General features: G+C 62.2%; 13 protein-coding genes. 3 read left to right on the forward strand and 10 right to left on the reverse strand.

What is annotated here, in order from left to right:
* Window positions 1-184 precede the first annotated feature (184 nt).
* Window positions 185-1,222, forward strand: a complete 1,038-nt coding sequence (locus LMTR21_RS27905) for a recombinase family protein (RefSeq protein WP_065754463.1) — start codon at window positions 185-187, stop codon at window positions 1,220-1,222.
* A 921-nt stretch (window positions 1,223-2,143) separates the two neighbouring features.
* Here LMTR21_RS27905 and LMTR21_RS27910 read toward each other — a convergent pair.
* The 6 genes from LMTR21_RS27910 to LMTR21_RS27935 form a co-directional block, all read right to left on the reverse strand.
* Complete coding sequence (locus tag LMTR21_RS27910) at window positions 2,144-2,365, reverse strand: hypothetical protein (RefSeq protein ID WP_065754462.1); 222 nt, start codon at window positions 2,363-2,365, stop codon at window positions 2,144-2,146.
* 149 nt (window positions 2,366-2,514) lie between these two features.
* A complete protein-coding gene (locus LMTR21_RS27915) occupies window positions 2,515-3,801 on the reverse strand; it encodes an O-antigen ligase family protein (protein WP_065754461.1) in 1,287 nt (428 codons plus the stop codon).
* 429 nt (window positions 3,802-4,230) lie between these two features.
* Entirely contained in the window at window positions 4,231-5,742 is a 1,512-nt protein-coding gene (locus LMTR21_RS27920) for a tripartite tricarboxylate transporter permease (RefSeq protein ID WP_057840312.1), read from the reverse strand.
* A gap of 21 nt (window positions 5,743-5,763) precedes the next feature.
* On the reverse strand, window positions 5,764-6,306 hold the full coding sequence (locus tag LMTR21_RS27925; protein ID WP_065754460.1) for a tripartite tricarboxylate transporter TctB family protein: 543 nt from the start codon (window positions 6,304-6,306) through the stop codon (window positions 5,764-5,766).
* Between the two features lie 60 nt (window positions 6,307-6,366).
* Window positions 6,367-7,470 carry an S-methyl-5-thioribose-1-phosphate isomerase gene (mtnA, locus tag LMTR21_RS27930; RefSeq protein ID WP_065754459.1) on the reverse strand — a complete coding sequence of 368 codons (1,104 nt, stop codon included), beginning with the start codon at window positions 7,468-7,470 and terminating at the stop codon, window positions 6,367-6,369.
* 41 nt (window positions 7,471-7,511) lie between these two features.
* Window positions 7,512-8,387 (reverse strand): S-methyl-5'-thioadenosine phosphorylase, encoded by an 876-nt coding sequence (locus tag LMTR21_RS27935; RefSeq protein ID WP_065754458.1) that lies wholly within the window; start codon window positions 8,385-8,387, stop codon window positions 7,512-7,514.
* Between the two features lie 90 nt (window positions 8,388-8,477).
* Here LMTR21_RS27935 and LMTR21_RS27940 point away from each other — a divergent pair, with 90 nt between their 5' ends.
* The gene (locus LMTR21_RS27940; protein ID WP_065754457.1) at window positions 8,478-9,128 is read left to right on the forward strand and encodes a class II aldolase/adducin family protein; all 651 of its coding nucleotides are present in this window, start codon (window positions 8,478-8,480) and stop codon (window positions 9,126-9,128) included.
* Window positions 9,129-9,142: 14 nt separating this feature from the next.
* Here the strand turns inward: LMTR21_RS27940 and LMTR21_RS27945 are convergent, their stop codons facing one another.
* From LMTR21_RS27945 to LMTR21_RS27960, 4 genes are all read right to left on the reverse strand, one after another.
* On the reverse strand, window positions 9,143-10,099 hold the full coding sequence (locus tag LMTR21_RS27945) for a Bug family tripartite tricarboxylate transporter substrate binding protein (protein WP_430642601.1): 957 nt from the start codon (window positions 10,097-10,099) through the stop codon (window positions 9,143-9,145).
* 231 nt (window positions 10,100-10,330) lie between these two features.
* Window positions 10,331-11,128, reverse strand: a complete 798-nt coding sequence (locus LMTR21_RS27950) for an enoyl-CoA hydratase/isomerase family protein (RefSeq protein WP_065754456.1) — start codon at window positions 11,126-11,128, stop codon at window positions 10,331-10,333.
* Window positions 11,129-11,164: 36 nt separating this feature from the next.
* A complete protein-coding gene (locus LMTR21_RS27955) occupies window positions 11,165-12,367 on the reverse strand; it encodes a pyridoxal-phosphate-dependent aminotransferase family protein (protein ID WP_065754540.1) in 1,203 nt (400 codons plus the stop codon).
* Window positions 12,368-12,505: 138 nt separating this feature from the next.
* Window positions 12,506-13,708, reverse strand: a complete 1,203-nt coding sequence (locus LMTR21_RS27960; RefSeq protein WP_065754455.1) for a pyridoxal-phosphate-dependent aminotransferase family protein — start codon at window positions 13,706-13,708, stop codon at window positions 12,506-12,508.
* A 121-nt stretch (window positions 13,709-13,829) separates the two neighbouring features.
* On the opposite strand from LMTR21_RS27960, the gene LMTR21_RS27965 reads away from it, so the two are divergent.
* Window positions 13,830-14,576 (forward strand): GntR family transcriptional regulator, encoded by a 747-nt coding sequence (locus LMTR21_RS27965; RefSeq protein ID WP_084030769.1) that lies wholly within the window; start codon window positions 13,830-13,832, stop codon window positions 14,574-14,576.
* The last annotated feature ends 63 nt before the right edge of the window (window positions 14,577-14,639 follow it).

Raw genomic sequence — 14,639 nt, forward strand, 5'->3', positions numbered from 1 at the left:
AGTTGCACCTGGTTTAAGTGGACCGCCGGCAAAATTGATCGGCAGAAAAAACAAAAGAACCCGGTAATTTCTCTCGGGGTCGTGGAAAGCCGGCCAGCGGAACGCCTTTAAGCAGGCAACCCTTGCACCCGAGCCGGTTCAGGGATTGGATGATCTGCGAGCAGACCGATCGGGAATAAGGGCCATGGTCAATGCGCTCGTCATCCGCCGCAATACGCAGCTGGCAAAAGCCCAGAAGGCGCTTCGTGCGGCACAGTATGTGCGAATGTCGACCGAACTCCAGCGGTATTCGATTCAGAATCAGGCGGCTGCCATTGCGGCGTACGCGCAGCAACGCAACCTCACTATTGTTCGGACTTATGTCGACGAAGGACGCAGTGGTCTAAGGATCAACGGACGATCGGGCCTGATCGAGTTAATCGAGGATGTTCAATCCGGAAACGCGGACTTCGACCACATCTTAGTCTACGACGTCAGTCGATGGGGACGCTTCCAGGATGTCGACGAGAGCGCGCATTACGAGTTTGTCTGCAAGCGAAACGGCATCAAGGTTGCCTATTGCGCTGAGCAGTTCGACAATGACGGAAGCCTTCTGTCGAGCATCGTCAAGAACATCAAGCGCGTGATGGCGGCTGAGTATAGCCGCGAACTTGGCGTGAAGGTGCACGCCGGTCACTGCCGGATAGCAGGGTTAGGCTATCGAGTGGGTGGCCCGCTCACGTTCGGGCTGTACAGGGAGATGGTGGACGAGAAAAAACGTTCGAAAGGCAAGTTGGCGAAGGGGGAGTGTAAGGCACTGAAAACCGATCGCGTGCGGCTTCGGCTCGGGTCTGACGAAGAGGTCGCAGTCGTCAGATGGATATTCCACCAGTTTGTTATCGAGCGAAAAACGAACGTCGAAATTGCACGACAGCTCAATTTTGCGAGCATCGCCAATCAGCATGGCCGTCCGTGGACCGACATCATGATCCAAGCTATTCTCAAGAACGAGAACTATGTTGGAAATCTAGTCTACAATCGCACCTCCCGCCGCCTTGGGCAAAAGTTGATAAACAACCCTCATCAATCTTGGATTCGGAGTACGGGGGCGGTGGACCCGATAATTGAACAAGACCTCTTCGCTCGTGCCCAGAAAATTATGTCCGACCGGTACATGGTTCTCCCTGAGGACGAGATGTTGCGGCGGCTACGGCTCACGCTTGCTCGCAAGGGAAAGCTTTAGCGATGGCATCATCCGAAATACGGCCGGAATTCCGTCTACCCAAAGTTACGTCAAGCACTTTGGCTCTATAAGGAAAGCCTATGCGCTCATTGGCTACAAAGCCTCACGTGACTGCGCTTGGTATGATGCACGACAGCATTGGTCTGATGCTCTCTCAAGTCTTGCAGCGCGGGTTGCTGAAGCACTGAGAACCGACCTTGGCATTCCGGTGGACATAACAGATGGCCCAAGTCTGTCACTTGGGCGACGACGAAAGATTCGGTTTCAGGTCGTTCGCCAGTTGGCGAAAAGGGGCGCAAATCATGCTGCGCAATGGCGAGCCCACCGCCCGAAGCCCGATGACGACGTGCTCGTTGTCCTGCGATTGAATGCCTCCAACATAGCGATTCAAGATTATGTGCTCGTGCGTGTGTCGGACTGCCCGAGGTATCTGACGCTTTCCGACAGCTCTTTGGCCCACCACAGGGCGGCTCGCGTTGAGACGGTGGACAAACTAATTGCAGAGATCAAGGCGAGATTTGGATGGTCCAGCCATGCCGCACCACCCACGCCAACACTACGGAACCAGCGAAGGAAACCAAGCCCGCCCAAAACCAAGTGCGGCCGCGCGCGGCGCTGACGGATCGCAAATAGAGATAAGCGCCTAATAGCTTGCCGTAGTTCCTTCTAAAATCGCCGTTGAGTTTCGAAATCGCGAAAAGCTCGGAATGATTGGTCGGACATTACAACCTCCTGGAAACGTCCCAGGCACTCTATAGAGCACTGATTTGCCCGACAGGTCAATCTAAATTTCTGATTTTCCGAAACGAGAGGCCGCTGCACAGGAAGCGGCAGCCACCGCCCGCTCCCTACCACGACCTAGAAAGCCGCGTCGCCCAATGGAGCACGCGCACGCCTTCAGCCCATACAGGATGGCCGGATCTACATCGAGAAGATGAACGCCCCTTCCTCTTCAGCGACAAAGGCATGCAGTGCGGGTGTCAAACTGGCGACGGGCGTGGCTGGCCGGAAGTGCACGGAGAGCGGCACATTCGTCAGGCTAACGCAGAGCGGCGCTGTAGGGCGTGTAATGCGCAGCAGCAGGCGCGCATAAAAGGCTGCGCCCGCGTCATACCGCAGGTAGAAGCTCGCGAGCAGCGCCATTGCGGTCGCCAGCGCGTTGCGATCAGGAAATTGCGACGGGTCAGTTGCGAAAGAGGCGTCATTCCAAAGGTCGGCTGCACAAACCGGCGGGCGGATTCGTGGGCGTCCCGAGTCCGCTGATATCTCATCTCCGGCGCGCAGGCCAGCGATCATGGTCGAACAATTTTGGAAGGTTCCCCCGCCTCGCCGCGGGATCTGGCCTGGAGCACCATACCGCCGGCCACTCCAACGCCGAGCACATACATCCAGCCCTCGTGAAAATCGAACAGATGCGAGTTGAACAGCGAACTGAACATGTTCTGCAGCACGACCATCAGACCAATCCAAGCCGCCAGACCGTGGCCGCGAAACAGCGCGAAATGCGAAAACCAGATTGCGTACAGGATCACCACCCCGACAGCACCCCACTGGACCGCGACGTTGAGAGTCTGGTTATGCGGGTTCCCGATCACCGCGCCCTGCGCCAGCACCGCAGGCCCGGTCGCGGCCGCTTCGAACAACCCTCGTGTCGATCCCGTGCCATGGCCGATCACGGGCGCCTCGGCGAAGAACCGCAACGACTTCTCCCAGAATTCGAGCCGCAGCCCGATCGACGTCGGCTGATTGAATTCCTTATAGATGCGGTAATCCCGCGAGAACTTATCCGTGGTCGCCTGCAATTGCGGCGATAAGGTCCAGGCCAGCGCGCCGAGCATGACGGCGGCAACGAACAGGAGCACGTTGGTTCGCCATCTCAAATGCGCCATCGCGAATGCGGCGAGCATCACCGGCAGCGTGACCAGCGCGGTGCGCGACACCACAACGAACGTCATGTTAAGGAAAAAATTCGTCGCCAAAGCCGTCAGCAACAGTGCCTGCCTGATTTTCCCATCGCGCAGCAACGTAACGATGGGGAAAGCGAGCACCACAGTGCACAGCACGAATTCCTGGCTCTGGGCGATATAGTTCTTGACGAAGATGCCGTGCCCCCCCGCCTCGCCGGGAGCCTTCAGCGAGAGGCTGGGATAAATCGCGACGAGCCAGGAGGCGGCCGTTAGCAGCGTGCAGGACGCCAGGAATGCAATGAATACCCACATGCCCCGCGTCGACCGCTCGAAGTGATAGAATAGGAACGGCAGAAGCAGTAGCTTCGTCGCGGGACTCAGGGCATAGAGGCGCGCCCCCCAGGACGCGTCCGACCACAATGTTCCCGCGACGGCAAGCGCAACGAGCGCAATCGGCAGCGCGCTGATCGGCCGTTGCAGCGAGCGCAAGAACGGACGCAATTCGAGCCTTGTGGCCAGTGCAGCCAGCCAGACCACCATGCCGATGCTCACCCCGCTGGTCGACCACGGCAGCAGCGCCGCCACCACGACCGCGATGAGGTCAACGTTCAGCATGCGCGCGAACGGATCGCGCCGGGCAGATGCCATGATCGACAACAATGAAGACACCATTTCGTGGTCGCCAGATTAAAGACGTAGCAGATAACGATGAAGACGACGAAGAGCGTAAGGTCTTCAGCAGTGGCAGGCGGGGCATAAAAGGAGTCGCTCCCCTCGAGAGTGCAGGCAGAAGCTTGCGAACAGCGCAAGCGCCGTCGCCAGCACATCATGCAATGCGATCAGGTAATCGCGACGGGGAGTTGCGAAAGAGGTGTCATTCAATGGTTGGCTGCGGAAACGATGGAATTCACAGGGTGTCCCTCGCCCGCTGATATCTTATCCGCCGCGTGCGCGCCAGCGATCATGACGGGATAATCAGGAGTGTTCCACAGCCTCGGCGGATTAACGGTCGGCAGTACCATTGGCGCCAGTCCAACCGTCATTGAGACGACTTATCCGCCGTAGCTCGAACAGCGATGGGCGGAACGTCTATCCCCGCCGCTACGCCTTCGCCGGCCGCAGCATGCGCGAGACGCCGCTGAAGGCCCTATCGATCACCGGCCAGAACAGCAGCACGATCGCCAGCGTGGTGATCGACCCGACGAGGCCGTTCGACCAGAACACCTTCAGATCGCCGCCCGAGCCGATCATCGACAGGCGGAACGCGTCCTCGGCGCGGTTGCCGAGCACCAGCGCCAACGTGAACGGCGCCAAGGGAATGCCGATCTTCTTGAAGACGTAGCCGACGACGCCAAAGCCCAGCATCAGCCAGATGTCGAACATCGCGTTCTGGATCGCGAAGGCGCCGATCGCGCAGGACACCACGATCATCGGCGCCACCGCGGCGAACGGCACGCGCAGGATGGAAGCGAAGATCGGCACCGTCGTCAGCACCAGCACGAGGCCGACGACATTGCCGAGATACATCGACGCGATCAGGCCCCAGACGAAATCCTTGTGCTCGACGAACAGCAACGGCCCCGGATTAAGGCCCCACACCATCAGGCCGCCGAGCAGGATCGCGGCGGTGCCGGAGCCGGGAATGCCGAGCGCGAGCATCGGCAGCAGCGCCGCGGTGCCGGAGGCGTGCGCGGCCGTTTCCGGCGCGAACACGCCCTCGATGCGGCCCTTGCCAAAGCTGTCCTGGTCCTTGGAAAAGCGCTTGGCGAGGTTGTAGCCCATGAAGGACGCGGCGATCGCGCCGCCCGGCGTGATGCCGAGCCAGCAGCCGATGAAGGACGAACGAAACAACGTCACCCAGTATTTCGGCAGATCCTTCCACACCGAAAGCACCACGCGCAGGGAGATGCCGGCAGCATGGCCGCGCAACGCGAGCCGCTCCTCCATCGTGAGCAGGATCTCGCTGATGCCGAACAGGCCGATGACGGCCACGAGAAAGTTGACGCCGCGCAGCAGTTCGGCCGAGCCGAACGTCATGCGCAACTGGCCGGAAACGGTATCCATGCCGATGCCGGCGAGCAGCAGGCCGAGCGACATTGAAATGACGGTCTTGTGCTTGGCCTCGCGGCCGAGGCCGACAAAGGAGCAGAAGGTGAGCAGATAGACCGCGAAGAACTCCGGTGGTCCGAATTTCAGCGCGAAGGAAGAGATCATCGGCGCCAGGAAGGTGATCAGCATCACCGCGACCAACGAGCCGATGAAGGACGAGGTGAAGGCGGCAGTTAACGCTTCCGCCGCCCTCCCCTGTTGCGCCATCGGATAGCCGTCGAAGGTGGTCGCGACCGACCAGGCTTCGCCGGGGATGTTGAACAGGATCGAGGTGATGGCGCCGCCGAACAGCGCGCCCCAATAGATGCAGGACAGCATCACGATCGCCGAGGTCGGGTCCATCGTGAACGTCAGCGGCAACAGGATCGCGACGCCGTTGGGGCCGCCGAGGCCCGGCAGCACGCCGACGAAAATGCCGAGCACCAGCCCGGTCATCATCAGCAGCAGCGTCTTCCAGGTCAGCAGCACGGCAAAACCGTGCATCAAGAGGCCGATGGCTTCCATGGCGCTATCCCACCGAACCTGTTAGCGGCCGAGCGCCGCTTCGAGCGGGCCCTTTGGCATGATGACATCGAAGGCGACGTCGAAGGTCACGAACATCGCGGCGGTGAAGATGAAGGCGGTGAGCAGCGACTTCCACAGCGCGATCTTGCCGACCAGGCGCATGAAACCGGAGATCAGGAGGAAGCTCGCGACATAGAGCCCGAGGTACTGCGTGGCGAGGCAGAACAGAACCGTTGGCACGAATACCGCCATCACGCGGCGAAGCTGCGCCCGCGTCACGAAGGTTTCAGTGGCCTCCGTGCGCGACAGGAACGCGGCGACCAGCCCGTAGAGACTGGCGCCACCGAGGATGATCGAGAGGTAGAACGGGAAATAGCCGGGCTGTGGCCCGGTGGATTCCCAGCCGGCTCCAGCGCGCCAGTTATCGAGACCGAGCGTGATTGCGAGGGCGAGCAACAGCAGCGAGACGACCACGTCGACGACGCGAACGCTGACGACCTGAGGCGAGTTGGCCTCCGGCGCGGTCGGATCCTCGACGACGATTTCGATGTCGGTATTGGACATGGAGACGATGAACCCCGATACGACAGACGCAAACGGGGATACGTGCCGACGCCGCTGGCGTCAATGTCCGGCGCTGCGCTCCGGGAATGCGCTCGCAAGTGCAGCACGATCGGGCCGCAGCAGGCCACGCTCGGTGATCAGTCCCGTGACCAGCCGCGCCGGCGTGACGTCGAAGGCATAGTTGGCCACCGGCGACCCGTCGGGAACTACCCGCACCGTCTCGACACGGCCGTCGGCGGTGCGGCCGGACATCGTCGCCACTTCGTCGGCGCTGCGCTGCTCGATCGGGATCTGCCTGAGACCATCATCGATACTAAAGTCGATGGTCGGCGACGGCAGTGCAACATAGAACGGCACGCCGTTGTCGTGCGCGGCCAGCGCCTTCAGATAGGTGCCGATCTTGTTGCAGACATCGCCATTGGCCGCCACCCGGTCGGTGCCGACGATCGCCAGATCGACCATGCGGTGCTGCATCAGATGGCCGCCGGTGTTGTCGGGGATCACCGTGTGCGGAACGCCGTGGTGGCCGAGTTCCCATGCGGTCAGCGAAGCCCCCTGATTGCGCGGCCGCGTCTCGTCGACCCAGACATGGACCTTCACGCCGCGGTCATGGGCAAGGTAGATCGGCGCTGTTGCGGTGCCCCAGTCGACCGTTGCGAGCCAGCCGGCATTGCAATGCGTCAGGACGTTGACCACCTCGCCCGGCCGCTTGCTCGCCGCGATCTGCTCGATCAGCGCCAGACCATGCCGGCCGATCCCCTGGTTGATCGCAACGTCCTCGTCGGCGATTTCGACCGCCCGCCGGTAGGCCGCGGCAATCCGCTCGGACGCCGACAACGGCCGCAGCAAGCGCGCCATCTCGTCGAGCGCCCATTTCAGGTTGATCGCGGTCGGCCGGGCCGCCAGCAGCATGGCATAGGCGCGGTCGAGCGCCGCATCGGAAGCATCGGCGCGCATGGCGAGCGCCACGCCAAAAGCCGCGGTCGCGCCGATCAGCGGAGCCCCCCGCACCAGCATGGAGCGGATCGCCTCGGTCGCGTCCTCGGCGTGGGTGATACGCGCCACCACGAATTCATGCGGCAGCCGGCGCTGATCGATCGCGGCGACGGTGCAGCCGTCGTCCTCGAGCCAGATACTGCGAAAATGCCGGCCGTCGACGTTCATGTTCTACGTCCTTCGCGTCGCGCGCCCGCTGGAAGGCATCCTCACGACCGGAGCACCCTGCCCGCGACCGCATCGAGCTTGGCGAGCAGCTTAGCATCGCGCGCTTCCGGCGCCGTGATCAAGGCGGTGTCGAGCGCCTTGTCCGAACCGATAGGACAGGGTTCATGCTCACGCGGAAAATCCCTGGCGAGACGGGCAACCAGCACCTTGGCCTTGCCGGCATTCGAGTTCAACACGCGAATGATGTCCTGCACGGTGACGGCGTCATGATGCGGATGCCAGCAATCGTAATCGGTGACCATCGCCACGCTGGCGTAGCAGATCTCGGCCTCACGGGCGAGCTTGGCCTCGGGCATGTTGGTCATGCCGATCACGGCATAGCCCTGCGCCTTGTAGGTCATGCTCTCGGCGAGGCTGGAGAACTGCGGGCCCTCCATGCAGACATAGGTACCGCCCTGCACCGGCGCGATGCCTTCGGCCTTGGCTGCGGCCACGAGATGCACGTGCAGCCGCGGCGACACCGGATGGGCCATCGAGACGTGGGCGACGCAGCCCTTGCCGAAGAACGAAGTCTCGCGCTTATAGGTGCGGTCGACGAACTGATCGACCAGCACGAAGGTGCCGGGCGCCAGCTCCTCCTTGAACGAGCCGCAGGCCGAGAGCGAAACCAGGTCGGTGACCCCTGCCCGCTTCAGCACATCGATATTGGCGCGGTAGTTGATGTCGGAGGGCGACAGCACGTGTCCCTTGCCGTGCCTTGGCAGGAACACGATCGGCAGGCCTTCGATGACACCGCGTGTCAATGGCGCGGACGGCTCGCCCCAAGGGCTTTGGATGATCTCCTCGCGGACGTCCTCCAATCCCGGCAGGTCGTAGATGCCGGATCCGCCGATGATGCCAAGCACGGCGCGCGTCATGACTTCTCCACTCAACTATTCCAGAGACATGTTCGACTATACTGCGACGCAATAATCAAGCATTGTCCATCCCCTTCAAGAGGGCTTGACATGCCGACCACCAAGGACCGGGACAAACGCCAATCCATCATCGATGCCTGCCTGCGCATGAATACGCTCGGCATCAACCAGGGGACGTCAGGCAATATCAGCCTGCGCCATGGCGATGGCATGCTGATCACGCCCACCAGCACGCCCTACGAGGCGATGAAGCCCGACCAGATCGTCTACATGCATCTCGACGGCAACCACGATCCCTCGCAGCGGCCGTCGAGCGAATGGCGCTTTCACCGCGACATCCTCAAGGCCCGTCCGGAGGTGCAGGCGATCGTCCACGCCCATCCGCCCTATTCGACCATGCTGGCGATCATGGGCATGGAGATCCCCCCGGTGCACTACATGGTCGCCGTCGCCGGCGGCGACACCATCCGCTGCGCGCCCTATGCGACCTTCGGCACCCAGGAGCTGTCGGAACATGCCGTAAAGGCGCTGGAGGGACGGCTGGCCTGCCTGCTCGAGCATCACGGCATGATCGCGGTCGGGCCTTCGCTGTCGAAGGCAATGTGGCTGGCGGTCGAGGTCGAGACGCTGGCGCGGCAATATCACGGCTGCCTGCAGATCGGCACGCCGCCCTTGCTCTCAAAGGAGGAAATCGAAAAGGTCCGCCTCCGCATGGCCGGATACGGCCACGCGGAGGAGTAACTATTGTAGATGGATTATTTCGCGACGAAGCCCGCTTCGTTCATGAGCTGCGAGTTCAGCTTGTCGTCCTCTTCGAGGAATTTCAGCATGTCCTTGCCGGTGAGGAAGATCGGCTTCAGCGCCTGCTTCTCCATATATTCCTTGTACTCCGGCGTCTGCGTCACCTTCTGGAACAGGTCGACATAGAACGCCTGCTGGTCCGGCGTCACCTTCCCTGGCAGGAACATCGCGCGCAGCATCAGATACTGCACGTCGAGCCCTTCCTCCTTGCAGGTCGGGATGTCGTTCCAGGATTGCGTCTCCGTGACCTTGGTCTTGTAGGAAATCCGCTCCTTGTCGAATACGCAGAGCGCGCGGACCTGACCGGCGCGCCAGACTTCCAGATTCTCGGATGGATTGTTGACGTTGGATTCGGTGTGCTTGCCGACCAGCTGCGTCGCCGCCTCGCCGCCGGACTTGTACGGCAGATAGGAGAATTTCGCGCCGGTCTTCTGCTCCATGAACACGGTGAGCACGTGGTCCTCCCGCTTGGAGCCGGTACCGCCCATCTTGAACGGCGAACTCGCCGCCTTGGCTGCGGCGATGAAGTCCTTCACCGTCTTGGGACCCTCGGCGTTGTCCCACAGCACGAACTGATCGAGGGCGACGACCGACACCGGCGTCAGGTCGCGCCAGTTGAACGGGATTTTCGCCGACAGCGGCAACATGTAGATCAGCGAATAGGCGATTAGCACCTTGTTGGCGTCGCCGTCGCTGGACTTCATGTACATCAACGCTTCGGCGCCGGACGCACCGCCCTTAAGCGACACGACCATCGGCTGCTTCATCAGATTGTTCTTCTGGATGGCCGCCTGCATCATTCGCGCCATCTGGTCGGAAGCACCACCGGCGCCGGCTGCGACCACGATTTCGACCGGCTTGGTCGGCTCCCAGGCGGCAAGCGCTGGAGTGGTTGCGATCATGGCCGTCATGGCGGCCGCGGCTTTGAGGATATGTCCCACGAGTTTCATCCCTATGTGATTGTTGTATTTAGAAAAATAGACACTGTCCGCCGCACCATTGTGCTGACTAATGCAGGCGAGTTCAAGCCGGTCTGCAACCTTACTGCGTATGACTTTCGCATGAGTAGGCGACATACGCAAAAAGGCGCGGGCTCGCCGAAAGCCCGCGCCTCCAGGGAGGCACTCACACGCCAGCGAAGGCTACTTGCCCTTCCAGTTCGGCGAGCGCTTGTTGAGGAACGCGTCCATGCCTTCGCGGAAATCCTCGCTCATATAGGCGCGCAGGATCAGGTCCTCGCCCTCGTCGCGCGTCAGGGTCCTGCGGATGCGGCGTACCGCCTCCTTGGTGACCTCGAGCGTGATCGGCGCGTGGCTGGCGACGAGTTTTGCGGTCTCATCGGCGCGGCGCTGCAGGGTCTCGACATCGGGCACGACTTCGTTGAGCAGCCCGAGCGCCAGCGCTTCCGGCGCCTCGACCAAGCGCGCCCTAAAGATCAGGTCCTTGGTCCGCGCCGGGCCGACCAGCGAAACCAGCCTGGAGATGTTGGACATCGACAGGCAATTGCCGAGCGTGCGCGCGATCGGAAAACCCATCCGCGTCGTCTCGGTGCCGATGCGGATGTCGCAGCACGCCGCGATCCCGGCGCCGCCGCCGGTGCAGGCGCCGGCAATCGCCGCGATCGTCGGCACCCGGCACGCTTCCAGCGTGCCGAGCACGCGGTCGATCCGCGCTTCATAATCGAGCGCGTCCTGCGCCGTCTTGAAGGCTCGGAACTGCGAGATGTCTGTACCCGACGCAAATGCCTTGTCGCCCGCGCCGGTCAGGATCATCGCCTTGATCGAACGGTCGTTGTTGATGGTCTCGCAGATCGCCGCCATCTGCTCGTACATGGCAAAGGTCAGCGCATTGCGCGCCTGCGGACGGTTGAACGTCAGCCGGGCAATCCCGTCCTCGACGGAATAGATCAGGTCTTCAGTCGAAGCTACCGGCGCGTTCATCGCAGCTCTCTCTATTGTTGTTTCGGTCAAACGATCTCAGGCGACGGCAGCAGCCTTCGGCATCGCGACGACATCGCGTCCCTTCAGCACTTCCATCGCCGCCAGCACGCCGCCGCTGCGGTGCGGCACCTTGCCGAGGTCGAGGCCCATCTCGACGCCCGACAGCGTGCCCATCAGCATCAGGTCGTTGAAGTGGCCGATATGGCCGATCCGGAACACCTTGCCCTTGATCTTGTTGAGGCCGGTGCCGAGCGACATGTCGAAGTTTTCCAGCACGACCTTGCGGAAGTTGTCGGCGTCATGACCTTCCGGCATGACGACGCCGGTCAGCGCCGGCGAGTGCGCGCCCTGCTCCTGACACTGCGTATCCAGGCCCCAGACCTTGATGGCGGCACGCGTCGCGGCGCTGTGGCGCTTGTGGCGGGCGAAGACGTTCTCCAGCCCCTCCTCCTCGAGCATCTTGACCGCTTCGCGCAAGCCGAACAGCAGGTTGGTGGCCGGCGTATAGGGCCAGGTGCCGGCCTTGTTGATGGCGATGACTTCCTGCCAGTCCCAGTAGGAGCGCATCGCCGGATTGGCCTTCGCCACCGCGAGCGCCTTTTCCGAGATGGCATTGAAGCCGAGACCCGGCGGCAGCATCAGGCCCTTCTGCGATCCGGCCACCGACACGTCGATGCCCCAGGCGTCGTGCTCATATTCCAGCGAGCCGAGACCGGAGATGGTGTCGACCATCAGCAGCGCGGGATGACCCACGCGGTCGAGAATCTTGCGGACGTCCTGCGGATGGGTGACGCAGCCCGTCGACGTCTCGTTGTGAACCACGCACACGGCCTTGATCGTGTGCGCCTTGTCGGCCGCCAGCCGGGCCTCGATCTGCTCGAGGTCGGCGCCGTGGCGCCAGTCGCCGGGGATGAAATCCACTTCGAGCTTGAACTTGTCGGCGATACCGCGCCACAGCACGGCGAACTGCCCGGTCTCCGCCATCAGCACCTTGTCGCCGGGCTGCAGTGTGTTGACGATGGCCGCCTCCCAGGCGCCGGTGCCCGACGACGGGTAGATGATCACCGGTTGCTTGGTGCGAAACACCCGCTGCATGGCCGCCAGCGCGGCGTATCCGACCTCGGCAAATTCCGGACCCCGGTGGTCCATGGTCGGCATATCCATGGCACGCAGCACCCGGTCCGGCACGTTGGTCGGTCCCGGAATCTGCAGAAAATGCCGTCCAGTATGCACAGTCATGGGCGTCCTTCCCGGTCTTGGCGTTTCGAGCCGCTCGAATATCACCATTTGGCGGGCTTGTCGCCCGCCGGACGGAGCACGTCAATGCATAAGAAGCGGGGCTTGAGCGCGCCCCCGGGGCCTGGCGCGAGTTGCCGGCTAGCTGCCAACGACCTTGAGATGCGCCGGGGAATTGCCTTGCGGGCGCTGCTCCAGATACGTCATCGCGGCATCGACGCCGCCGGCCCGGTACGGAATACCGGCGACCGACAATCCCATCTCCACGCCCGTCAGCGCAGCGAGCAAGGTCAGCTCATTGCACTCGCCGAGATGGCCGATGCGGAATACCTTGCCGGCCACCTTCGACAGTCCGGAGCCGAGCGACATGTTGAAGTTGTCGAGCACGACCTTGCGGAACTGGTCCGCGTCATGCCCCGGCGGCATCAGAACGGCGGTGAGAACAGGCGAAAAGTCCTTAGGCTCCTGGCAGAGCACTTCCAGTCCCCAGTGATTGACGGCGACACGCGTCGCAGCGGCAAGCCGCTGATGGCGTGCAAAGACCTGGTCGAGCCCCTCCTCAAGCAGCATCGCGATGGCCTCGCGCAGGCCGTAGAGCAGATTGGTTGCCGGCGTGTACGGGAAGAAGCCGTTTGCATTCGGCTTCAGCATTTCCTCCCAATCCCAATACGACCGCGGCATTGTGTTGGTCTTGGCGGCAGCGCGGGCCTTGTCCGAGATCGCGTTGAAGCCCAGACCGGGCGGCAGCATGAACCCTTTCTGCGAGCAGCTCACGCTGACGTCGACCCTCCATTCGTCGTGCCGATAGTCGGCCGATCCCAGCGAGGAGATGGTGTCGACCATCAGGAGCGCCGGATGACCGGCCCGGTCGATCGCGGCGCGGATTTCGCCGATCCGGCTGGTGGCACCGGTCGAGGTTTCGTTATGAACGACCATCACCGCCTTGAGCGCATGTGACGTGTCGCGCGTTAGCCTTTCTTCGATGACCGCGGGGTCTGCGCCGCGGCGCCAGTCGCCGGGCAGGAAATCAACGTCAATTCCCCAGCGCGCGGCCATCTGGCGCCACAAGGTGGCGAAGTGACCGGTCTCCACCATCAGCACCTTGTCGCCCGGCGACAGCGTGTTGACGATCGCGGCTTCCCAGGCGCCGGTGCCCGACGAAGGAAAGATCATGACCGGTCCCGAGGTTTGGAAAATCTTCTGGGCGCCCTCCAGCACCGTGCGCCCGAGCTGGCCGAACTCGGCGCTGCGGTGATCGATGACCGGCATGTCCATCGCCCGAAGAACACGGTCGGGGACAGGGCTCGGGCCCGGAATCTGCAGAAAATGCCGTCCTTGCCGCATGATGACCTCCCGTCGTCGCCCCCTCCGATCATTTTGCATTCATTTTTTGGTTTGTAAAATGATATTTTACATGCATTATCGGTCGTCGACGTTGATGGCTCCGCAAACTACCGTTGCAACTATGAAATCAACGATTCCCGAATCCGGGATGCCAATCGCAAAGCCCGCCGACAACGGCGCGGAGCGCACTGAGCCTTCGCTCCACGGCGAAATCCTGTCGCGGCTTCGCGACTACGTGGTCGAAGGCAACATTCCGGACGGCGGGCGCGTTCCCGAACGGCAGCTCTGCGAAATGTTCGGAATTTCCCGCACCCCCCTGCGCGAGGCCCTCAAGGTACTGGCTGCCGAAGGACTGATCGAGCTGCTGCCCAACCGCGGCGCGCGCGTGCGCCAGCTTGGCCAGCGCGATCTGGAGGAGCTTTTCGACGTGATGGGCGGCCTGGAAAGCCTCGCCGGGCGGCTCGCCTGCGAAACCATCACGGATGAAGAAATCGCCGAGATCGAGCGGCTACACTACGAAATGTACGGCCACTACCTGCATCGCAACATGCACAACTACTTTCAGGCCAACCAGCGCATCCATGAAAGGATCGTGGCGGCATCCCGCAACGAGACGCTGCGCACCATCTACACCAACCTGGCCGGCCGGATCCGCCGGGTTCGTTATTCCGCCAACTTCGCGCGCGAACGACAGCGCTGGACCGAGGCGATGCGCGAGCACGAAGCGATCCTGGATGCGTTGCGGCGCCGGGCCGGCAGCGAGCTCGCTGACATCCTGTTCCAGCACCTGCGCAACAAGCGGACCGCGGCAGTCGAGCACCTCGGCGGGATGCCGGAGGCGGTGATCGCTGAGGCCACAGACGGCTAACCCTCAACACATTATGAATTCACAATTGACGCCGCCCCAAGATAAATTGCATCTGCTTCCTTG

The organism is Bradyrhizobium paxllaeri, assembly GCF_001693515.2.
In the GTDB taxonomy this organism is placed as follows: Bacteria; Pseudomonadota; Alphaproteobacteria; order Rhizobiales; family Xanthobacteraceae; genus Bradyrhizobium; species Bradyrhizobium paxllaeri.